19 protein-coding genes are annotated in these 20,301 nt (G+C 52.5%); 6 read left to right on the top strand and 13 right to left on the bottom strand.

Annotated features, from left to right (window positions below; translation table 11 throughout):
* Positions 1 to 59 precede the first annotated feature (59 nt).
* The 4 genes from OGX86_RS06445 to ttrS form a co-directional block, all read right to left on the bottom strand.
* The gene (locus OGX86_RS06445) at positions 60 to 686 is read right to left on the bottom strand and encodes a ferredoxin-like protein (RefSeq protein ID WP_003029338.1); all 627 of its coding nucleotides are present in this window, start codon (positions 684 to 686) and stop codon (positions 60 to 62) included.
* 494 nt (positions 687 to 1,180) lie between these two features.
* Positions 1,181 to 1,390, bottom strand: coding sequence for a fumarate hydratase FumD (gene fumD / locus OGX86_RS06440; protein ID WP_003029345.1), 210 nt, complete (start codon positions 1,388 to 1,390; stop codon positions 1,181 to 1,183).
* Between the two features lie 92 nt (positions 1,391 to 1,482).
* Positions 1,483 to 2,067 (bottom strand): tetrathionate respiration response regulator TtrR, encoded by a 585-nt coding sequence (gene ttrR, locus OGX86_RS06435; RefSeq protein ID WP_000974596.1) that lies wholly within the window; start codon positions 2,065 to 2,067, stop codon positions 1,483 to 1,485.
* Positions 2,042 to 3,775, bottom strand: a complete 1,734-nt coding sequence (gene ttrS, locus OGX86_RS06430; protein WP_136392506.1) for a tetrathionate respiration histidine kinase TtrS — start codon at positions 3,773 to 3,775, stop codon at positions 2,042 to 2,044. The genes ttrR and ttrS overlap by 26 nt, the downstream gene beginning before the upstream one ends.
* A 227-nt stretch (positions 3,776 to 4,002) precedes the next feature.
* Between ttrS and ttrB the strand changes: the two genes are divergently transcribed.
* The 3 genes from ttrB to ttrA are packed head-to-tail and all read left to right on the top strand — an operon-like array spanning position 4,003 to position 8,818.
* A complete protein-coding gene (gene ttrB / locus OGX86_RS06425; protein WP_341871228.1) occupies positions 4,003 to 4,737 on the top strand; it encodes a tetrathionate reductase subunit TtrB in 735 nt (244 codons plus the stop codon).
* Positions 4,738 to 5,760 carry a tetrathionate reductase subunit TtrC gene (ttrC, locus tag OGX86_RS06420; RefSeq protein ID WP_001016644.1) on the top strand — a complete coding sequence of 341 codons (1,023 nt, stop codon included), beginning with the start codon at positions 4,738 to 4,740 and terminating at the stop codon, positions 5,758 to 5,760. It abuts the gene before it with no gap.
* Complete coding sequence (gene ttrA, locus OGX86_RS06415; protein ID WP_286639595.1) at positions 5,753 to 8,818, top strand: tetrathionate reductase subunit TtrA; 3,066 nt, start codon at positions 5,753 to 5,755, stop codon at positions 8,816 to 8,818. The genes ttrC and ttrA overlap by 8 nt, the downstream gene beginning before the upstream one ends.
* A 94-nt stretch (positions 8,819 to 8,912) precedes the next feature.
* Here ttrA and OGX86_RS06410 read toward each other — a convergent pair whose 3' ends face one another.
* Genes OGX86_RS06410 through OGX86_RS06400 form a run of 3 tightly spaced genes read right to left on the bottom strand, consistent with a single transcriptional unit; the run spans position 8,913 to position 11,430 of the window.
* The gene (locus OGX86_RS06410) at positions 8,913 to 9,725 is read right to left on the bottom strand and encodes a MetQ/NlpA family ABC transporter substrate-binding protein (protein ID WP_003029358.1); all 813 of its coding nucleotides are present in this window, start codon (positions 9,723 to 9,725) and stop codon (positions 8,913 to 8,915) included.
* A gap of 21 nt (positions 9,726 to 9,746) precedes the next feature.
* Positions 9,747 to 10,415 carry a methionine ABC transporter permease gene (locus OGX86_RS06405; protein ID WP_048214308.1) on the bottom strand — a complete coding sequence of 223 codons (669 nt, stop codon included), beginning with the start codon at positions 10,413 to 10,415 and terminating at the stop codon, positions 9,747 to 9,749.
* On the bottom strand, positions 10,408 to 11,430 hold the full coding sequence (locus OGX86_RS06400; RefSeq protein WP_063941515.1) for a methionine ABC transporter ATP-binding protein: 1,023 nt from the start codon (positions 11,428 to 11,430) through the stop codon (positions 10,408 to 10,410). Before OGX86_RS06400 ends, OGX86_RS06405 begins: the two co-directional genes overlap by 8 nt.
* 375 nt (positions 11,431 to 11,805) lie before the next feature.
* On the opposite strand from OGX86_RS06400, the gene ynhH reads away from it, so the two are divergent.
* The 3 genes from ynhH (at position 11,806) to lpp (ending at position 13,966) form a co-directional block, all read left to right on the top strand.
* Positions 11,806 to 12,000, top strand: coding sequence for a protein YnhH (gene ynhH / locus OGX86_RS06395; protein WP_244293978.1), 195 nt, complete (start codon positions 11,806 to 11,808; stop codon positions 11,998 to 12,000).
* A 7-nt stretch (positions 12,001 to 12,007) separates the two neighbouring features.
* Positions 12,008 to 13,420 (top strand): pyruvate kinase PykF, encoded by a 1,413-nt coding sequence (pykF, locus tag OGX86_RS06390; protein ID WP_003029366.1) that lies wholly within the window; start codon positions 12,008 to 12,010, stop codon positions 13,418 to 13,420.
* Between the two features lie 309 nt (positions 13,421 to 13,729).
* Positions 13,730 to 13,966, top strand: coding sequence for a murein lipoprotein Lpp (gene lpp / locus OGX86_RS06385; RefSeq protein ID WP_003029373.1), 237 nt, complete (start codon positions 13,730 to 13,732; stop codon positions 13,964 to 13,966).
* A gap of 68 nt (positions 13,967 to 14,034) precedes the next feature.
* Here the strand turns inward: lpp and ldtE are convergent, their stop codons facing one another.
* The 6 genes from ldtE to sufB form a co-directional block, all read right to left on the bottom strand.
* Positions 14,035 to 15,039, bottom strand: a complete 1,005-nt coding sequence (gene ldtE / locus OGX86_RS06380) for a L,D-transpeptidase LdtE (RefSeq protein WP_032943210.1) — start codon at positions 15,037 to 15,039, stop codon at positions 14,035 to 14,037.
* 123 nt (positions 15,040 to 15,162) lie between these two features.
* Positions 15,163 to 15,579, bottom strand: a complete 417-nt coding sequence (gene sufE, locus OGX86_RS06375) for a cysteine desulfuration protein SufE (protein WP_003832654.1) — start codon at positions 15,577 to 15,579, stop codon at positions 15,163 to 15,165.
* Between the two features lie 12 nt (positions 15,580 to 15,591).
* Positions 15,592 to 16,812: a cysteine desulfurase SufS gene (gene sufS / locus OGX86_RS06370; protein WP_286639593.1), complete on the bottom strand. Its 1,221-nt coding sequence runs from the start codon at positions 16,810 to 16,812 to the stop codon at positions 15,592 to 15,594.
* A complete protein-coding gene (gene sufD / locus OGX86_RS06365; RefSeq protein ID WP_286639590.1) occupies positions 16,809 to 18,074 on the bottom strand; it encodes a Fe-S cluster assembly protein SufD in 1,266 nt (421 codons plus the stop codon). Before sufD ends, sufS begins: the two co-directional genes overlap by 4 nt.
* A complete protein-coding gene (gene sufC / locus OGX86_RS06360) occupies positions 18,049 to 18,795 on the bottom strand; it encodes a Fe-S cluster assembly ATPase SufC (RefSeq protein WP_003832649.1) in 747 nt (248 codons plus the stop codon). Before sufC ends, sufD begins: the two co-directional genes overlap by 26 nt.
* A 16-nt stretch (positions 18,796 to 18,811) precedes the next feature.
* The gene (sufB, locus tag OGX86_RS06355; RefSeq protein ID WP_020996440.1) at positions 18,812 to 20,299 is read right to left on the bottom strand and encodes a Fe-S cluster assembly protein SufB; all 1,488 of its coding nucleotides are present in this window, start codon (positions 20,297 to 20,299) and stop codon (positions 18,812 to 18,814) included.
* Between the last annotated feature and the right edge of the window lie 2 nt (positions 20,300 to 20,301).

Here is a 20,301-nt window from a genome sequence, read left to right as displayed (position 1 = left end):
ATCTAAAACTGCAGTATTTTTGGCAATTAATGGCGCGAATCAGGTATGCCTGTTATCTATCAAACAGTAATATCTTTCCACTCGATAATTTTTAATGCTCCAGTCGGACAAGCATTGGCGCATTCCCCGCATAACACACATTTTGAGGACTTTTTCGTTTCGGTATTTACGGTCGCCATCATCCACGGGCAGGCTGTGGTACACGCGCTACAGCCAATACAGCGTTTATGGTCCACCGCAATACAACCGTCTTCCTGTTTCCAGGTAATTGCACCAATTGGGCAGACCTTCATGCACTGCGGATCTTTACATTGTCGGCAGGTATCAGCGGTATAGTTTAAATCGCCATACAGCCCACCACCGGACCCGACGCCATCATCGCCAAAGAAGAAATTGCGATGGATTTTTATCCGGGAAAAGAAGGTCCCTACGGCACCATCGTTATAATTAGTACAGGATATTTCACAGCGGTGACAGCCTGTACAGCGGGCTCGCTGGGTCACCAGAACCCCTTTCGGCGTATTGATAAGCCCCACGGTCCCACTATCGACATCTTCCTGCTTACAACCAAATAGGGATAACAGCGCGGGGGCAATCGTTAATCCCGCCAGTCCTTTCCCTGATATCCGCAGGAATTCTAGTCGCGTTAAACCACAATCTAAAAATGGACGATCAACCTGGTTCATTTATTTCGCATCCTCTTCGCAAATGCTGTGGTAGCAACACATCCAGGCTAATTTAAACCAGCGCAGCTCAAGCCATATCGGGCGGTTAATGTTGCCAACAACACGTAAATTTTTGCCCTAACCTGATGGCGTAAATGACGGTGGTTAAACTGAATGAATCTAATCCTTTAGGGTTAGGCGCAGAAATAATGTGGTTATTCAGCATGCATAGTCTTGATCGTCATCAATTAAAAAACGGAAGGGATATAATTAATGCGGAGTGAGATTTATTATCATTAAGAAATAGAGTGAAATAGCAGCCTATTTAAATTACAAATATTTGTGAACCCTCTCTCAAATATAATACTGTACGGCCACCGATATATAAATAAATACATATCGATTTATAGTTCTCTACAACCAATTATTAACGGAGATAAATTATATAGATTGATAGATTAACGTATCGAGAATAAGAGGACGGCAAAAAATTTCTGCGGTCCTCTTTTTATGAATTAACCGGCCAATGCTTTAATTACGGTCTCAATAGCCTGTTTTTCTAACTCACTGCGCTTCACGCGCTGGTTAGCAAGGGTGGTTCTCAGTACTCCCGCAATGACGATATGCTTAGGTTCTTGTCCCAGATCGCGCATTTCCAGCACTACTTTACCGACTACTCTGCACATTTCACGGTACAACTCGTCGTCTTTCGTCTGATTTCCCATTTTTGCCCGCTCGTCATTAACTCAAACCAACAGCATATATCACTCTGAGGATTTAGACAAAATTCAATGAAAATCAAATAAATGTCATCATTCTACTGAATTCTCTGAAGTCGATTAACGAGCTCAGCAAGACTTCCTGCCTGCATTTTTTCCATCACCCGCGCCCGGTGCACTTCAACCGTACGCACGGCAATATTCATGGCATCAGCAATTTCCCGATTCATTAACCCTTTTGCTACCAGATGCGCCAGTTCCCGTTCTTTTGGCGTAAGTTGTTGGTAGCATGAGATGATCTCTTGTCGCGAGAACGCCGCTGCCGAGACCTGCAAGGCATGTTCTAATGCTGCCTGAAGCGGCACGGCTGACACGGGTTTTTGCAAAAAATCGACCGCGCCACGTTTCATTTGCTCAACCGCCATCGGCACATCGCCGTGCCCGGTGAGAAAGACCACCGCCAGCGTGCTTGCTTTCTGACGCATGATTTCATGCACAGCGTGCCCATCCAGTACCGGCATACGCATATCCAGCAGTAGTACGCCCACCTGGTGCAGATTTGCCTCGGCGAGGAATTTCTCGCCTTGCTCCCAGCAAGACACTTCATATCCCAGACTTTCCAATAAAAACGCACAGGCCTGGGTAACGGCAATGTCGTCATCCAGCAGATGAATTATCGCCACTACGGCCTCCTTCCTGATTTGGCTTAAAATACAATGTCACTCTCGCCCCCGCTTTACCGTCCGGGGCCTGCTGATTTTTGATCTCAATATCTCCGTTTGCGTAGCGCACCAGTCGCTGACAAATTGCCAGTCCTAGTCCCATACCTTCTTTACGGGTGGTCATAAACGGCTGAAACGCCTGATACAACTGAGCCTCGTCAATGCCTCCGGCATTATCCTGCACCTGAATACACACGCCACCATCCTTGTGCAGGGCGCTAAACCATACCGTCGTAGCGCCTGCCTGGGCGGCATTGAGTACCAGATTAGCCAGCACCTGCTCAAGAAGAACGCTTGGCAGCATCAACGTTAACGCCTTGCTAACCTGCGTGTGCAGCGTTACTGCCGGGAATTGCTGGGGCATGCGCAGTAATTGCCAGACGTGATGGATAGCATCGTGAACGTTGATGGCTTGCCAGTCATCGGAGAGTACCGGATTGCCCTGTGCCTGGCTGACCCACTGTCGGAGATTGCGCAGCGTATCGGCTCCTCGTTGTGCCTGGGCGTCTATGTGCTCAAGCGCGGGCAGCAACGGATGCTGCTCATCCTGACCACGCAGGCGAATTAGACAGCCTTGGGCATAATGACGGATAGCAGACAACGGCTGATTGAGTTCATGGGCAAAACCGGAGGTCATCTCCCCCAGCACGCTCATTTGGCGGGCAGTCTCCAGCGCCTGTTCCTGTTTGTGCAACAACACGTTGTTTCGCTCCAGCTGCCTGCCACGTCGGCGAACCAACAGCATCACCCAGATGTAATTGAGCGTAAGCAACAGCAATACGATGACCACGCCCCCCATCGCCAGTCGGTGTTGAATAAACCAGCTTTTGACATCCAGCCACAGCTGACGCTGCTGCGGATGCTGTCGGACGTCGCGCAGCAACGCTTCTACTTCACGGGTCGAGGCGGGCGCGCCCCAGCGAAACGTCGCGTTTTGCGGTGCATTGAACAGTACCCGCGTGACGCGATCGGCCAGCTCGTCACTCACTGCAGGTAGTGCGGCAAATGACCAGTCCGGATAGAGCGGCGTACTGGTTAAACAGGGAATTGAAGTCGGATGATTCAACACGGTCATAAAATCGGTTTTACGGATGAGGCCTTCTTCATCCATTTTTTCCAGCAGGCACACCGGCACGATCACCGCCTGCACGGCTTTTTCACGTAATAAATAGAGTAAGGCATCGGCGGGAAATCCGGTAAACGTCAGACGTAAATCACGTTCAGGGCGCAGACCGGCATCACTGAGCGCTTTATATCCCAGCAAATAGCCGCCAAACGCCTGAGCATCAATGGCGCCAACCGTTTTGCCGATCAGATCGTGTGCGGAGGTTAACCCACTGTCGCGCCTGACGAGAATGGCGCTGCCAATCACGTTACTGGTGGCTTTCCCACCACGGGTGGATCGTAACGACGCCAGCCAGCGTAGCGCTGAGCGGCTGTTAAGCTGGACAAACTGCGCCGGATTGGTGACCACAAAGTGTACCGTTCCACGATTCACCGCCTCCTGCATCTGCCGCAGGTCCAGCGGTTGAATATGAAACTGCTCACCGGGGATTTGCTGATTCAACAAGGTTTCCAGCGGCTGCCAGTGATTACGTGTAGAAACCTCCCCGCGCATCGCCAAAACGCCAATGTTCCATGTCTGCGCCCTGACCGCGCCGCTTAGCATCCACAGCGACGCCAGTACCGTCAGACATCTTACTACGTTGCGTCCCACTCAATTATCCCTGTCAATTATGTTGTTTTAGATCAACAACAAGCCGGGTATGTGGTTAACCACAATAGAGTATACCCCGTCACGATTTTTACACTGTAAATCATTGAGATTCTTTATTCATCACACGCAAATCAACGGCGTGACCAATGTTTCGTTGTTGCATCGTGACGGGAGAAAATATGGACAGCAGTAAACGGCAGTTTCTCCAGCGACTGGGCGTCCTGACCGCTGGCGCATCACTGGTTCCGCTGGCTCAGGCGCAATTTCCCTTTTCGCCTGAACGCCACGAAGGCTCACAACAGCATCGCTACGCCATGCTGGTTGACCTGCGACGCTGTATCGGCTGCCAGGCCTGTACCGTCAGTTGCGCCATTGAAAACCAGACGCCACAGGGCGAATTTCGTACCCTCGTCAACCAGTATCAAGTACAGATTGAAGGCCAGCAAAGCGTTACCAACGCCCTGCTGCCGCGACTGTGCAACCATTGTGATAATCCCCCTTGCGTGCCCGTTTGCCCGGTACAAGCCACTTTCCAACGCGAAGACGGCATTGTGGTGGTCGACAACACACGCTGCGTGGGCTGCGCCTATTGCGTGCAGGCCTGCCCTTATGATGCGCGATTCATCAACCATGAAACGCAAACCGCCGATAAATGTACCTTTTGCGTTCACCGCCTCGAAGCGGGGCTGCTCCCGGCCTGTGTGGAATCCTGCGTTGGCGGCGCGCGCATCATTGGCGATATTAAAGATCCGCACAGCCGCATTTCGCAAATGCTGCATGAGCACCATGACGCCATCAAAGTCCTGAAGCCGGAAAGCGGTACGTCTCCTCACGTGTTCTATCTGGGGCTGGATGAGGCGTTTGTTACCCCATTGATGGGACGTGCTCAACCCGCTCTCTGGCAGGAGGTTTAAATGAACCATTCACTGATTATCGACGAGGTTCTGGCCCATCCCCAGGACGTAAGCTGGTTACCCTGGGCCGTACAATATTTCTTTTTCATCGGCATTGCCGCCTGCGCCGCGCTGTTCGCATGCGTTCTCCACTGGCGCAAAAAAGAAACGGCAGACCTGGAGAATCTGACGCTGCTAATCGCCCTGACCTGCGCGATTACCGCGCCGCTGGCGCTGACCGCTGATCTACACCAAACCGCCCGCGTCTGGCACTTCTATGCGTATCCGACGCCATGGTCCTGGATGCCGTGGGGCGCGCTGTTTTTACCGCTGTTTACCGGTTTTTTAGGTCTGTGGTTTCTGGCGCAGCATGTGAAACGGCTAACGCTAAAAAGTTACAGCGTCACAAAATGGTTAGCACTTGGTAGCGCGCTGTCCGCCATCGGATTGCTGGTTTACACCGGCCGTGAAGTGTCGGTGGTACAGGCGCGTCCCATTTGGTTCAGTTACGCCTTTCCGGTTGCGATGTTCCTCAGCGCACTGCAAACATTTCTTGCCCTGCTTATTGCCACGACAAATAGCAAGGACGCACTACCGCGTAAGCTAGCGTGGGGGCAAATGGTCACGTTGATCGCGCTGGCTATCGTGGTGGCGATCTGGGCGAGTGGGAATACGCTTTCCGGTTCGGCTATCCGTCAGTGGCTGGATGTTGCCTCTTCAGCACAACACTACGCTATCGGTTGGGTTGCGCTATGGCTTGTTTCGCTTGCTCTTTGCGGGTTGGTTGTACGTTACCCCTTATCGCTACCGCTGCGCATATTACTCGCTTTTAGCGCTATGGCGCTGTGCTGGCTAATGCGCTGGACGTTACTCATCCAGGTGCAGACCGTACCGAAATTTAACGCGCAGTTTAATCCCTATACCCTGCCCGGCGGCACCGATGGCTGGCTGGCTATTGTGGGTACCTTCGGCCTGTGGATAGCACTGATTATTATTGTTCGTGAAGCCCTGAACGCGATCGCAAGGAGAATGCAACATGGCTAATTTAACCCGTCGTCAGTGGCTTAAAGTCGGCCTTGCCGTAGGTGGCATGGTGACTTTTGGCCTGAGTTATCGGGATGTGGCAAAGCGCGCGATAGACGGTTTGTTGGACGGAACCTCGGGCAAAATTACCCGTGACCGCATTTTTGCCAACGCGCTCATCCCCGAAGCCAACGCCCGGCCTCACTGGCAGCAAAACCCGCAGCAGGTGATCTCGATGACGCAGTGCTTTGGTTGCTGGACGCAGTGTGGTGTACGGGTTCGCGTTGACACTGAGCAAGGCAAAGTGCTGCGCATTGCGGGCAACCCTTATCATCCGTTGTCGCACGAGCACCATATAGACGCCTCTGTCCCCTTTGCCACGGCAATGGAACAGTTGACCGGGGAGTCAGGTCTTGACGCACGTTCTACCGCCTGCGCCCGTGGTGCAACCTTACTCGAAGGTCTGTACAGCCCGCTACGTATTCTGGAGCCTATGAAGCGCGTCGGTAAACGCGGTGAAGGAAAATGGCAGCGCATCAGCTTCGAACAGCTGATCAAAGAGGTGGTGGAAGGTGGCGATTTGTTTGGTGAAGGCCACGTTGATGGTCTGAGAGCCATCCACGATCCCACTACACCGCTTGATGCGAAACATCCCGGCTTTGGCCCAAAATCCAATCAACTGCTGGTCACCAATACCAGCGATGAAGGACGTGATACCTTTTTACGTCGCTTCGCACTGAACAGTTTCGGCAGTAAAAACTTCGGCGCTCATGGCGCTTACTGCGGTCTGGCCTATCGGGCCGGTTCAGGTGCGTTAATGGGCGATCTGGATAAAAATACCCACGTAAAACCCGACTGGGATAGCGTCGAATTCGCACTGTTTATAGGCACCTCTCCGGCGCAATCCGGCAACCCGTTTAAGCGCCAGGCCCGCCAGCTGGCCAGCGCCCGTTTACGTGACGACTTCCGCTATGTTGTGGTGGCGCCAGCCCTGCCATTAACCACGGTGCTGGCTGACGATCGCGGCCACTGGCAGCCCGTACGACCGGGAAGCGACTCCGCGCTGGCAATGGGGATGATAAGCTGGATTATCGATAAACAACGCTATAACGCTGATTATCTCGCCATTCCCGGCGTGCAGGCCATGCAGCAGGCAGGAGAAAAAAGCTGGACTAATGCAACGCATCTGGTGATTACCGATGAAATTCCAACGCTTGCCGGACAACACCTGACCCTCGCCCATCTGAGTGCAAACGCAGCCCAGGAGCCGGTGGTCGTCAACGAGGCCGGTGAGATTGTCGCCGCCAGCAGTTGCCCGCGCGCTCAGCTGTTTGTTACCCGTGAAGTGACGCTGGCCGACGGGCAGACAGTAACGGTAAAAAGCAGCTTCCAGTGTCTGCGTGAGTCCGCAGAGAAACTGTCGCTAACGCAGTACAGCCAGCAGTGTGGGGTGTCAGAAGCAGACATTGCCGCTCTGGCCGACGCATTCACCCGCCACGGTCGTAAAGCGGCGGTGATCACGCACGGCGGAATGATGGCAGGCAATGGATTTTATAACGCCTGGTCGGTGATGATGCTCAATGCGCTGATTGGCAACCTTAGTCTTGAAGGCGGCGTGTTCGTCGGCGGCGGCAAGTTTAATGGCGCCACCGACGGTCCGCGCTACAACATGGACAGCTTCGCCGGGAAGGTAAAACCGAAAGGGTTAAGCATCGCGCGCAGTAAAACCGCTTATGAGTCTTCGGAAGAGTACCGCAATAAGGTGGCTGCCGGGCAATCGCCCTTCCCGGCTAAAGCGCCGTGGTATCCGTTTGTCGCCGGTCAGCTTACCGAACTCCTCGTCTCGGCGCTTGAAGGTTACCCTTATCCGCTGAAAGCCTGGATCTCCAACATGACCAACCCGTTTTACGGCATTGCGGGGTTACGCGGCGTGGCGGAAGAAAAGCTCAAGGAGCCTGCTCGTCTGCCGCTGTTTATTGCCATTGACGCCTTTATGAACGAAACCACGGCGCTGGCAGATTACATCGTGCCGGATACCCACAACTTCGAAAGCTGGGGATTCAGCGCTCCGTGGGCGGGCGTGGCCAGCAAAGCCACCACCGCGCGTTGGCCAGTTGTCAGATCGGCGACCAGCCTCACGGCTGACGGTCAACCGGCCTCGATGGAGTCTTTCTGTATCGCAGTGGCAAAGCGCATCGGGCTACCTGGATTCGGCGACAATGCAATTACCGATCCGCAAGGTAATCACTATCCGTTGAACCGTGCGGAAGATTACTACCTGCGTCTCGCGGCCAATATAGCGTTTATGGGCAAAGCTCCGGTTGCTGAAGCACAGCCGGAAGACATAGCGCTGACCGGGGTCCAGCGGATCATGCCTGTGATGACCCAAACGTTGAAAACCGATGAAATCAGCCGAGTGGGGTTTATCTACTCCCGCGGCGGGCGCTTTGCGCCGGACAACAGCGGGCGAGTTGATAACCGCGTCGGCAATGCCTGGGAAAAACCGCTCCAAATCTGGAATGCGAACGTCGCCGCGCACCGCCATGCGATTACTGGCGAGCGCTACAGCGGCTGCCCGGCCTGGTATCCATCACGTCTGTCAGATGGACGTGCGGTCGAGGAGTTGTTCCCGGAACAAGAGTGGCCGTTGAAACTGATTTCCTTCAAATCCAATACCATGTCCAGCGCCACGGCGGTGATCCCACGCCTTCATCATCTGAAGCCGGTTAATCTGGTGGCGCTCAATCCACAAGATGGTCAGCTATATGGTTTAGCACACGGCGATATCGTGCGTATCACTACCCCAGGCGGTCAGGCGCAAGCGCAGATAAGCCTGCTGCATGGCGTCATGCCGGGTGTCATCGCCATTGAACATGGTTACGGACATAAAGAAATGGGTGCGGCACAGCATACTCTCGACGGTGAGCCGATGGCGTTTGATGAGCAGATTAAGTCGGGGATTAATCTCAACGAGTTGGGTTTTGCGGACCCAACCCGACAGGTAGCCAATACCTGGCTTGACTGGGTGTCGGGTGCGTCGGTGCGTCAGGGGTTGCCAGCGAGAATTGAGCGAGTGTAGCTCTGGTGCCGCATGGCATCGCGAACGCGTTTTACCCGGCCTACAGGACATCGTAGGCCGGATAAAGCACTGCCGCCACCCGGCAAAAAGCAGATTAGTTGTTTACCGGGATCACCGCACCTTTATATTTAGTACGGATCCAGTCCTGGATCTCTTTTGAATGCAGGACATCAACCAGCGCTACGATATCCTTTTTCTTCTCGTCGCCACGATGCACGGTAATGATGTTGGCATACGGGTTGTTTTCACCACTTTCAACGGCAATAGGATCTTTCACTGGATCCAGCCCGGCATCGATGGCGTAGTTGGCGTTAATCACCACCGCATCGCCTTCGTCGTTGTTATACATCTGCGGTAACAGCGCGGCTTCCACGTTTGGCAGGAACTTCAGCTTTTTCGGGTTTTCGACGATATCGCTAATGCGCGCGGTTACTTTATCCACGCCCGGCTTCAGCTTGATCACCCCCTCTTTTTCGAAAATCGACAGAATACGGCCTTCCTCAGATACCGCGTCACGCATGATGACTTTGCCGCCTTCCGGCAGATCTTTAAGTGATTTCACTTTTTTCGAATAGATACCAATCGGCTCTATGTGAATCGCTCCGGCGCTGACGAAGTCATACGTTTTATCGCCTGCATGGTCTTTAATCACGCTGTTCAGGTACGGAATATGCTGGAAGTAGTTGGCGTCAATCTCACGGCCAGCCAGCGCAGTGTTCGGCAGAATGTAATCCTGGAACGGTTTAATCTCCAGATCGATCCCCTGCTTCGCCAGAATCGGTTTGGCCTGTTCAAGGATCTCCGCATGCGGCACGTTAGACGCGCCAACGGTCAGAGTATCAGCCCAGGAGGCAAAGCTCAGGGCGCTTAAGGTTGCTGCGGCGAGTAACGTCAGTGATTTTTTCATGATTATGGTTTCCGTATTTTATTAGCGTTTATCTAACAGAGAGGTGATCACATCGCCGCAAAGCTGGATGATGAAGACAATGAGCAAAATCGTCACCGTCGCCACCAGCGTGACGTCGCTGTGGTTGCGCTGGAATCCTTCCAGATAGGCCAAATTCCCTAAACCACCGGCACCAATTACCCCTGCCATCGCGCTGTAGCTAACCAACGCAATTAGCGTCACGGTGATCCCGGACACCAGAGCAGGAGAGGATTCCGGCAGTAAAACTCGAAAAATAAGTGTGCTCAGCCGTGCGCCCATCGAACGCGTCGCTTCAATAACGCCTTTATCCACTTCACGCAGAGCGATTTCGACCAGACGTGCATAAAACGGCGCGGCCCCCACGATCAGCGCAGGCAACGCGGCATTGGCGCCGAGAATGGTGCCTACCATCGCTTTGGTAAACGGGATCAGCAGCACGATCAAAATGATGAATGGGATCGAACGAAAGATATTCACCACCAGTGAAATAGCACTATATACCGCACGATTAGGGAACAATCCGCCGCGCGCTGTCAGGAACAATGCCAGGCCAAGCGCGATGCCCAGGATAAAGGTCGCCGCCCCCGAAAGAGCTGTCATATACAGCGTTTCCTGGGTTGCCGCTAACAGTTGATCCCACTTCAGATGGGGAAACAGTTCTTCAGCCATGTTGAATCACCTCGCCTTCAATGTCGCTCTGGCGCAGGTCGGCCAAAATATTGTTCAATTGTTCCTCAGAGGCCACCACATGCACCCAGAGTTGACCAAACACGCCGTGTGCGGTTTGCGTCATCTTGCCGTGCAAGATGTTGAACGGCAGGCCATAGCGCAGGGTCAATTCCCCAACCACAGGCCGATGGGTACGTTGCCCGGTAAAGGTTAATTTGATAACCACCCCACCCAACTCGCTTGCCAGCTGCGGATTAAACTCGTCTTCTTCGGTGTACTGGCTCACCTGACGAACAAACTGTCGGGTAATAGGCTGCTGAGGATGGGTAAAGACGCTGAGCACATCACCTTCCTCAACGACCTTGCCGTTTTCCATTACCGCGACGCGGTCGCAGATTTTGCGTACCACGTGCATTTCATGAGTGATCAGCACAATGGTCAATTTGAAGCGACGGTTTATATCGAGGAGTAAATCGAGGATCTGATCGGTAGTTTGCGGATCCAGCGCCGAGGTGGCTTCGTCACACAGCAGGACATCTGGATTGTTCGCCAGCGCACGAGCAATTCCTACACGCTGTTTTTGCCCACCGCTGAGCTGGGAAGGATACGCATTTTCACGACCGCTCAGCCCAACCAGCGTAATCAGTTCAGCAACCCGTGCTTTGATGGACGCTTTGGACGCACCGGCGATTTGCATAGAGAACGCAATGTTTTCGCTAACGGTCCGCGACCACAGCAAATTGAAGTGTTGAAACACCATGCTGATTTTCAGTCGCGCCTGGCGTAACGATTCCCCACTGGCGGCCGAGATATCGTGGCCGTTAATCGTCACGCTGCCGGAGGTTGGTTTTTCGAGACCATTGAGCAAACGAATTAAGGTGCTTTTACCTGCCCCGCTGTAACCAATAATGCCGTAAATCTGCCCCTGTTCAACCGTCAGGTTGACGTTATCGACAGCGGTGATGGCAAGCCTGCCTGGCGTAAACACTTTCGAAATATTTTTCAGGACAATCATGTCGTTTAGGTATCCGCTGCTGCTTATTGTTCTTCTGCTAGCGCTTTTAGCTGTTTAGCAGTATGGATGTCCAAACGAGTGTAATCAGTGGAATTGGCTTTTAAAATGAATTAAAACGAATTTGATATAACTTTTAGGAATATAGTACTGTATCGACGTCAACGATATAAAACGTAGCCATCGAGATGTTAAATGCTGTTTGTTGCGCAACAAATCGCAACGCCGAATAACCTCTTTATCCATACCGATGAACAAATTAATGAATAATTTTTGTAAAACTGCACAGAAGTGTTTTGAAACGCTGTTTCCATTTTCCTTTTTGATAATTTTCAGCGTATAATGCGCGCCAATTGTCTCTTGAATGGTTTCAGCACATTGACCTGTAAAACTCAACGACTACAGAACTCACCATCCCGTTGGGCTGAAACACAAGCACACATTCCTCTGCACGCTTTTTCGATGTCACCTATCCTTAGAGCGAGGCATCACAACTTTCGTAACTCAGGTTTAGCTTCCCATCCGTGCGCGATGGGAGCCAGATTTCCATATCCTTCTCAACTTAAAGACTAAGACTGTCATGAAAAAGACGAAAATTGTTTGCACCATCGGTCCGAAAACCGAATCCGAAGAGATGTTAACCAAAATGCTGGACGCGGGCATGAACGTCATGCGTCTGAACTTCTCCCACGGCGACTACGCAGAACACGGTCAGCGCATCAAGAATTTGCGCAACGTTATGAGCAAAACCGGCAAGAAAGCCGCAATCCTGCTCGACACCAAAGGTCCGGAAATCCGTACCATCAAACTGGAAGGCGGTAACGACGTTTCCCTGAAAGCGGGCCAGACCTTCACCTTCACCACCGACAAATCTGTCGTAGGCAACAACGAAATCGTTGCTGTAACTTACGAAGGCTTCACTAAAGATCTGTCTGTCGGCAACACCGTTCTGGTTGACGATGGTCTGATCGGCATGGAAGTTACCGCCATCGAAGGTAACAAAGTTATCTGTAAAGTGCTGAACAACGGCGACCTGGGCGAAAACAAAGGTGTTAACCTGCCGGGCGTTTCCATCGCACTGCCAGCCCTGGCTGAAAAAGACAAACAGGACCTTATCTTCGGTTGCGAGCAAGGCGTTGACTTCGTTGCTGCATCCTTTATCCGTAAACGTTCTGACGTCGTAGAAATCCGTGAGCACCTGAAAGCGCACGGCGGCGAAAACATCCAGATCATCTCCAAAATCGAAAACCAGGAAGGCCTGAACAACTTCGATGAAATCCTCGAAGCGTCTGACGGCATCATGGTTGCGCGTGGCGATATGGGCGTTGAGATCCCGGTTGAAGAAGTTATCTTCGCGCAGAAGATGATCATCGAAAAATGTATCCGTGCACGTAAAGTCGTTATCACTGCGACCCAGATGCTGGACTCCATGATCAAAAACCCGCGTCCGACCCGCGCTGAAGCCGGTGACGTAGCGAACGCCATCCTCGACGGTACCGACGCAGTAATGCTGTCTGGCGAGTCTGCAAAAGGTAAATACCCGCTGGAAGCCGTTACCATCATGGCGACCATCTGTGAGCGTACTGACCGTGTGATGACCAGCCGTCTGGACTTCAACAACGACAGCCGCAAACTGCGCATCACCGAAGCCGTTTGCCGTGGCGCGGTTGAAACTGCTGAAAAACTGGACGCGCCGCTGATCGTCGTCGCAACCCAGGGTGGTAAATCCGCTCGCGCAGTACGTAAATACTTCCCGGATGCCACCATCCTGGCGCTGACCACCAACGAAACTACCGCGCGTCAGCTGGTGCTGAGCAAAGGCGTTGTTGCACAGGTGGTTAAAGAAATCAGCTCTACCGATGATTTCTATCGTCTGGGTAAAGAAGTCGCTCTGGAAAGCGGTCTGGCTCAAAAAGGTGACGTTGTGGTTATGGTTTCTGGTGCACTGGTTCCGAGCGGCACCACCAACACCGCATCCGTTCACGTGCTGTAATAATTCCATCGCGAATTAATTTGCTTAAAAAAGCGCCCTGGTGGCGCTTTTTTTATTTTATCGATAGCCACAATTAATAAAAAATCAAATCGGATTTCACTATCTAATCCGTGATTATCTAAGATGAATCCGATGGAAGCTTTCTGTTTTCACTCGGGTTTTTAGCCGTTTTTGCACAATTCGATGCTTCTTTGAGCGAACGATCAAAAATAAGTGCATTCCCATCAAAAAAATATTCTCAACATAAAAAAGTTTGTGTAATACTTGTAACGCTACATGGAGATTAACTCAATCTAGAGGGTATTAATAATGAATCGTACTAAACTGGTACTGGGCGCGGTAATCCTGGGTTCTACTCTGCTGGCAGGTTGCTCCAGCAACGCTAAAATCGATCAGCTGTCTTCTGACGTTCAGACTCTGAACGCTAAAGTTGACCAGCTGAGCAACGACGTGAACGCAATGCGTTCCGACGTTCAGGCTGCTAAAGATGACGCAGCTCGCGCTAACCAGCGTCTGGACAACGCAGCTACTAAATACCGCAAGTAATAGTATCTGTGTAATAAAAATGGCGCACATTGTGCGCCATTTTTTTTGCTCTGAATTCCCCTTCCCTGTTATTGCGTAGCGCGCACCTCAGCATCTCCTCCCGGCACGCCATTTTGCGCAGACTTCACTTCTGGCCCATTGCTCGCGACCGATGCTTGCCCGGCAGTGACGGTGACCGGATAACCTGCGCGACGATACAACGCCCTTTCCACCAGACTGTTATCCACTGCTTTATTGTCTTTAAACTGGGTAAAGCCGGCTGGCAGCACATACGGCATGGTCTGGACGTTTTGTTCCTCTTCCGGCGACAGTGGTCGATGCACTTCGACATACCTCATGCCGTTCGGCTCAATCGAATATTTTATCGGCTCATTAATCACCCTGACCGGCGTGCCTGTGCGGACCTGAGCAAACAGTGCTTTAATGTCCGGCGCGTTCATGCGAATACAACCAGAACTCACACGCAGGCCCACGCTGTCCGGCGCGCTGGTGCCATGGATCAGATACTCACCGTTTCCATGCGCCAGACGCAGTGCAAAGCGTCCTAACGGGTTATTTGGCCCGGCAGGTACAACAGGCGGTAATGTGATGCCGCGCTCCAGAGAGCGTTTACGGATGCCTGGTGTAGGGGTCCAGGTAGGATTTGGGATTTTCTGCCCAACCCGGGTTTCCATTACCGGCGTTTCCAGCCCCTGCAAACCGATACCAATTGGGAATACCTGAACAATATTCTCTCCCGGCGGGAAGTAGTACAGACGCAGTTCCGCCAGATTCACAATAATGCCTTCGCGTGGTGCATCCGGCAGCAGTAATTGTGAGGGAATAGTAATCAGGGTTCCGGGTTTAGGTACGGGGGCAATAGTGTTGTTGGCTTCAAGGATCAGCATGGCAGCGGTATCAAACTTACGGGCTATCGCCTGTAGGTTTTTATCGCCTTCCTGCACGGTGTAGGTTTGGTTTTGCCCAACAAGGCGGCTGTTCGCCTGGGGCAAAGGATAATCGACCGCCCATGCGGCCTGAATAGCGCTGTAAGCGCCGATTAGCATTAACGTAATAACAGACGCGCGTTTCATACTCACTCACCCCCCTGGCGTTCTTGCCGGACGGCGGCGAGCGCCCAATCCGGCTTACGAGTCACTGCGTTGCCTTACACGAACGCTTTCAAGTCGGTCTGAAAGTTAACGTGTTTTATCAGTTTAGCTAAGAGTTGCGGCTTTGGCGCGAATAGCCCGAATCATCGCCTCCAGCCCTTGTGAACGAGACGGCGTGAGGTGCTGTGCGAGCGCCATTTTTTCAAACCACGGACGCACATCAAAATTCACAATATCCTGGGCCGTCATGCGATCATACAAAATGAATACCACGGCAATAAGTCCTTTCACAATTGCCGCATCACTGTCGCCCTGTAATTCAATAATCCCTTCGCCATTCTGGTTCATAACAATCCATACCTGACTTTGACATCCCTGGATGCTATTTTCCGGGCAGCGTAAGTCGTCGTTTAATTCCGGCAAACGCTGACCCAGCTCAATAATGTACAGGTATTTCTCTTCCCAATTAGCGCAACGCAGAAAATTACGCAACAACTTTTCTTTATCCGGTAGCGCAGCCATAACGCCTCCCTGTTAGCCCAGTAAGTGATGAATACGCTTGAGGCCCGTTACCAGGCGATCCACTTCTTCATGGGTGTTGTACATTGCAATCGACGCCCGGCACATAGCAGGAACGTTATAGTAGGCCATCAGCGGCATAGCGCAGTGATGCCCCGTCCGCACGGCTATTCCATAGTTATCAAGAAAACTGCCGACGTCAAAGGCGTGATGTTTACCAAGGTTAAATGCAATCACACCCAGGCGGTTATCCGGTCCGTAGAGTGTCAAATCCGGCACATCCGCCAGTTGCTCCAACGCATAGCGCATCATGAACTGTTCATATTCGCTGATTTCAGTAAGCCCCAGTGCTGAAACATACTCAATAGCCGCGCCGAGTCCGATAATACCTCCGGTGTTTGGCGTTCCGGCTTCAAAACGCCAGGGGGCTTTAGCCCACGTTGTTCCCTGACTCAAACTCACCGTCGCAATCATTGAACCACCGCCTTCCCAGGGTGGCATCTCCTGCAACAGCGACTCTCTGGCATACAGAACGCCAATACCGGTTGGTCCATAGAGTTTATGCCCGGAGAAAACATAAAAATCGCAATCCAGTGCCTGGACATCCACCTGATGATGCATCACCGCCTGTGCGCCATCCACCAACACTTTTGCGCCGTATTGATGCGCCAGCACAATCATTTCCGATAACGGGTTCTCAGTACCCAACACGTTAGAAACGTGGGTAATCGCCAGCAGTTGCGTACGATCGTCAAACAGCGTCGGCAGCGTCTCCAGCTGCAACGTACCATCGGCATTGAGCGGAATAACGCGCAGCTCTGCCCCTACGCGGGCACACAGCATCTGCCAGGGCACAATATTGGCGTGGTGCTCCATTTCGCTGATGATAATGTTATCGCCCGCTCGCACATTGCTGCTGCCCCAGCTGTTCGCCACCAGATTGATGCCTTCCGTCGTACCACGAACAAACACCAGCTCTTCCGCTGAGCGGGCGTTAATAAACAACGAGGCAAGCTTGCGCACATTTTCCATTTTTTCCGTGGCCTGGGCGCTCAGCGTATGAATACCGCGGTGGACCGCCGCATAGCCGTGACGATAAAACTCGGCCTCGGCATCAATCACCTGATTGGGTTTTTGCGCGCTGGCAGCGCTGTCCAGATACGCCAACGGTAAACCGTTCACTTCACGCGTCAGGACCGGAAAGTCAGCCCGTACTTTTTCAATGGGAAATGTCATGCTGCGCCTCCCGGCAAGCGTTGGGCGATCCGTGCCAGTACCTGTTGTTTCAGCGTTTCATCGCCCAGGGCTTCCGTCAGCTCAGCGGCAAACGCATAGAGAATCATGTGTTGAGCATCCTGCTGGCCGATCCCTCGCGAACGCAGATAGAACATCTGTTCGTCGTCGATCCGTCCTACCGTCGCCCCGTGGCTGCATTTCACATCGTCGGCGTAAATTTCGAGCTGTGGCTTGGTATCCACCTCCGCCAGCTTTCCGAGCAACAAATTATTGTTGGTCATCTGACCGTCGGTTTTGATGGCGTGCTGGGCGACGTTGATCAGACCATTGAAGACCGCTCGTCCCTTATCGCTGACAATCGTTTTATGCAGCTGGCGACTGTTGCAATACCCTTTGTTGTGCTCAAGCCAGGTCCGTGTATCACAGACTTCATTTTTCACCGGCATCGCCAGACTGTTCAGCCGAAGCGTGGTGTTTTCACCGTTAAGCTGCGTACTGGTGTTATGGCGCAATACCGCATCACCAAGCAAGAAACTGTGGCTAACGGCAGTAGCATCCGCGCCCAATTGAATGTCATTATGCGCGAAGTGGTGACTAAACGGATTTTCGAACGCCAGTTTGATATGGCGCAAATGGGCGTTTGCCGCGACGTTCATCGTTAAGCGTGCGCCGGTGAAATGGCGACGCTCGCTGAGGCTGGCATAGTGTTCAATGACGGTGGCTTCTGCGCCTTCCGCTAGCTCCAGGCGATAGTGCGCCGTATTCACCTCATCGCCCGCCAGCCCCTGGGTTATGTGCAGCAGCAGCAGCGGTTTCGCGGGGCGTAGGTTACGCTTCACCTGAATGTGCGTTACGCTACGGGACAGGCTTTCGGTAAGGTGCAAAAACACTTCCGGTTGGATAGCTGCTGGCAGCGCCTGACGAGCATCGTCAATGGTAATATCAAAACCGCTACCGTCTGTACTGTCGCTGAGCGTCGGAGAGAATTGCCCGTCAACAAACACCAGTCGTACAGCATCAATTGTCGGCGACAACGCTGCACATTGGGCTGACGTTATCTCAGCGACATGACTGACAAACTGGCTGTTGGTTAATCCCTCCAGCGGCGTGTATTTCCAGTCCTCATGTTTACGCGTTGGCAGCCCCAGACGCAGCATCTGTTGCAAGTGCTGCTGCGCATGGTGTGAGCGTGTCTCCCCTTGCGTCTCAAACAGATGATGCCACTGTTGCAGCACGTTACTGCTGTTCGCTAAGCCAGCCATAACCTTGCTCCTCCAGTTGTTTGACCAGCGTAAAATCACCGGACTTCACAATTCGCCCCTGGTAGAGAACGTGAACAAAATCGGGTTTGATATAGTCCAGGATCCGCTGATAGTGAGTGACGATAATGAATGAGCGTTTCCCGTCACGCAGCGAGTTCACGCCATCCGCAACGATTTTCAGCGCATCAATATCCAGCCCGGAATCTGACTCATCAAGAATGCATAACTGAGGCTCCAGCACGGCCATTTGCAGAATGTCATTACGTTTTTTCTCACCGCCGGAGAAACCGACGTTTACCGAGCGCGTGAGCAAATCCTCCGGCATCTTCAGCAGCGCTATTTTCTCTTCCATCAGATCCTGGAAGTCGAATCGATCCAGCGACTCTTCGCCACGGTAACTCCGCACCGCATTCAGCGCCGTTTGCAGGAAAAACTGGTTACTGACGCCAGGGATTTCCACCGGATACTGGAATGCCATAAAGATCCCTTCACCGGCCCGGTCTTCCGGCGACAGTTCCAGTAAATCCTTGCCGTTGAACTCTACCGTTCCGCCAGTGACGTCGTAGTCTTCCCGTCCAGCGAGAGTTGCGGAAAGCGTACTTTTCCCCGAACCGTTTGGTCCCATAATGGCGTGAACTTCTCCGGGTCGAACCTCAAGGCTCAACCCACGCAAGATCGCCTTATCTTCCACACTGACCTGTAAATCTTTGATGCTTAACATGTGCTTTCCTTAAAATTTAACCGACGCTGTGCTCAAGACTTATGGCGAGAAGTTTTTGCGCTTCCACAGCAAACTCTAGCGGCAGTTCAGAGAACACGTCTTTACAGAAACCATTCACGATCATCGAAATGGCATCCTCTTCACTGATGCCGCGCTGCAGGCAGTAAAACAACTGGTCTTCACCAATACGCGACGTGGTGGCTTCATGTTCAAGCTGGGCGCTATTGTTACGACACTCCACATACGGGAAGGTGTGTGCCCCACAATCCGCACCGATCAACATCGAGTCGCATTGGGTATAGTTGCGGGCGTTAGTAGCGGTCGGCATGATTTTCACTAAGCCGCGATAACTGTTCTGGCTGTGTCCGGCGGAGATCCCTTTCGAGATAATGGTCGATTTGGTGTTTTTGCCAATGTGGATCATTTTGGTGCCGGTATCGGCCTGCTGATGTCCACTGGTCAGCGCGACGGAGTAGAATTCGCCGATCGAGTTGTCGCCACGCAAAATGCAGCTTGGGTATTTCCAGGTAATGGCCGAGCCGGTTTCCGACTGCGTCCACGACATTTTGCTGTTTTCGCCTTCGCAGAGTGCGCGCTTGGTGACGAAATTCAAAATACCGCCCGTATTGCCATCGCCGGGAAACCAGTTTTGCACCGTGGAGTATTTCACTTCGGCATCTTTGTGAATGATGACTTCCACCACCGCCGCGTGTAGTTGGTAACTGTCGCGCACCGGGGCTGAACAGCCTTCGATATAGCTGACGTAGCTGCCCTCATCCGCAACCAGAATGGTGCGTTCAAACTGCCCGGTTTTTTCCGCATTGATACGGAAATAGGTCGACAGCTCCATTGGGCAACGTACGCCTTTCGGTACATAAATAAACGTGCCGTCAGATGCCACCGCCGCATTCAGCGCGGCAAAGAAATTGTCATTGCCGGGGACAACCGTGCCCAGGTACTGTTTTACCAGCTCAGGATGATCGTGAATGGCCTCACCGAACGAACAGAAAATAATGCCCTGCTCCGCCAGTTTGTCGCGATAGGTGGTCGCTACCGATACCGAGTCGAAAATAGCATCAACCGCCACTTCTTTGCCTTCACGTACCGGCACGCCAAGCTGTTCGAATGCGTCCTCAACCTCTTTGCTTAAAAATGCATTCGCGCCCGTTTGCTGTACCGCTCCCGGTTCGGACGCACAGGTTTCATCGCAGTTACCGCAGGAAGGTGCGGAGTAATAGCTATACTCCTGATAATTCAGTTTGTCGTAATGCGCTTTAAGCCAGTGTGGTTCTTCCATGGTCAGCCACGCTTTAAAGGCATTCAGGCGAAATTCCAGCATCCAGTCAGGTTCATTTCGTTTTGCCGAAATCGCGCGCACGACATCTTCATTGATCCCTTTTGCCAGCTCATCGGTTTGCAGTTGGGTGAAGAAGCCCTCTTTGTAATTAAGGTGCCCGCCAGCCCAGGTGTTGACATCGTCAGTTGCTTCAGTATTACGAGACATAG

Source organism: Citrobacter sp. Cpo040 (genome assembly GCF_030332915.1).
Taxonomy (GTDB): Bacteria; Pseudomonadota; Gammaproteobacteria; order Enterobacterales; family Enterobacteriaceae; genus Citrobacter; species Citrobacter portucalensis.
This window is presented reverse-complemented; position numbering and strand designations above follow the sequence as displayed.

Bases quoted from the DNA above. Each gene is read 5' to 3' on its own strand.
- fumD (WP_003029345.1), bottom strand. From the start codon at position 1,390: ATGGGAAATCAGACGAAAGACGACGAGTTGTACCGTGAAATGTGCAGA.
- ttrA (WP_286639595.1), top strand. From the start codon at position 5,753: ATGGCTAATTTAACCCGTCGTCAGTGGCTTAAAGTCGGCCTTGCCGTA.
- OGX86_RS06405 (WP_048214308.1), bottom strand. From the start codon at position 10,415: ATGGCTGAAGAACTGTTTCCCCATCTGAAGTGGGATCAACTGTTAGCG.
- sufE (WP_003832654.1), bottom strand. From the start codon at position 15,579: ATGGCTGCGCTACCGGATAAAGAAAAGTTGTTGCGTAATTTTCTGCGT.
- sufD (WP_286639590.1), bottom strand. From the start codon at position 18,074: ATGGCTGGCTTAGCGAACAGCAGTAACGTGCTGCAACAGTGGCATCAT.
- ttrB (WP_341871228.1), top strand. From the start codon at position 4,003: ATGGACAGCAGTAAACGGCAGTTTCTCCAGCGACTGGGCGTCCTGACC.
- OGX86_RS06400 (WP_063941515.1), bottom strand. From the start codon at position 11,430: ATGATTGTCCTGAAAAATATTTCGAAAGTGTTTACGCCAGGCAGGCTT.
- ttrS (WP_136392506.1), bottom strand. From the start codon at position 3,775: ATGCTAAGCGGCGCGGTCAGGGCGCAGACATGGAACATTGGCGTTTTG.
- pykF (WP_003029366.1), top strand. From the start codon at position 12,008: ATGAAAAAGACGAAAATTGTTTGCACCATCGGTCCGAAAACCGAATCC.
- ttrC (WP_001016644.1), top strand. From the start codon at position 4,738: ATGAACCATTCACTGATTATCGACGAGGTTCTGGCCCATCCCCAGGAC.
- sufS (WP_286639593.1), bottom strand. From the start codon at position 16,812: ATGACATTTCCCATTGAAAAAGTACGGGCTGACTTTCCGGTCCTGACG.
- sufB (WP_020996440.1), bottom strand. From the start codon at position 20,299: ATGTCTCGTAATACTGAAGCAACTGACGATGTCAACACCTGGGCTGGC.
- OGX86_RS06410 (WP_003029358.1), bottom strand. From the start codon at position 9,725: ATGAAAAAATCACTGACGTTACTCGCCGCAGCAACCTTAAGCGCCCTG.
- lpp (WP_003029373.1), top strand. From the start codon at position 13,730: ATGAATCGTACTAAACTGGTACTGGGCGCGGTAATCCTGGGTTCTACT.
- OGX86_RS06445 (WP_003029338.1), bottom strand. From the start codon at position 686: ATGAACCAGGTTGATCGTCCATTTTTAGATTGTGGTTTAACGCGACTA.
- ldtE (WP_032943210.1), bottom strand. From the start codon at position 15,039: ATGAAACGCGCGTCTGTTATTACGTTAATGCTAATCGGCGCTTACAGC.
- sufC (WP_003832649.1), bottom strand. From the start codon at position 18,795: ATGTTAAGCATCAAAGATTTACAGGTCAGTGTGGAAGATAAGGCGATC.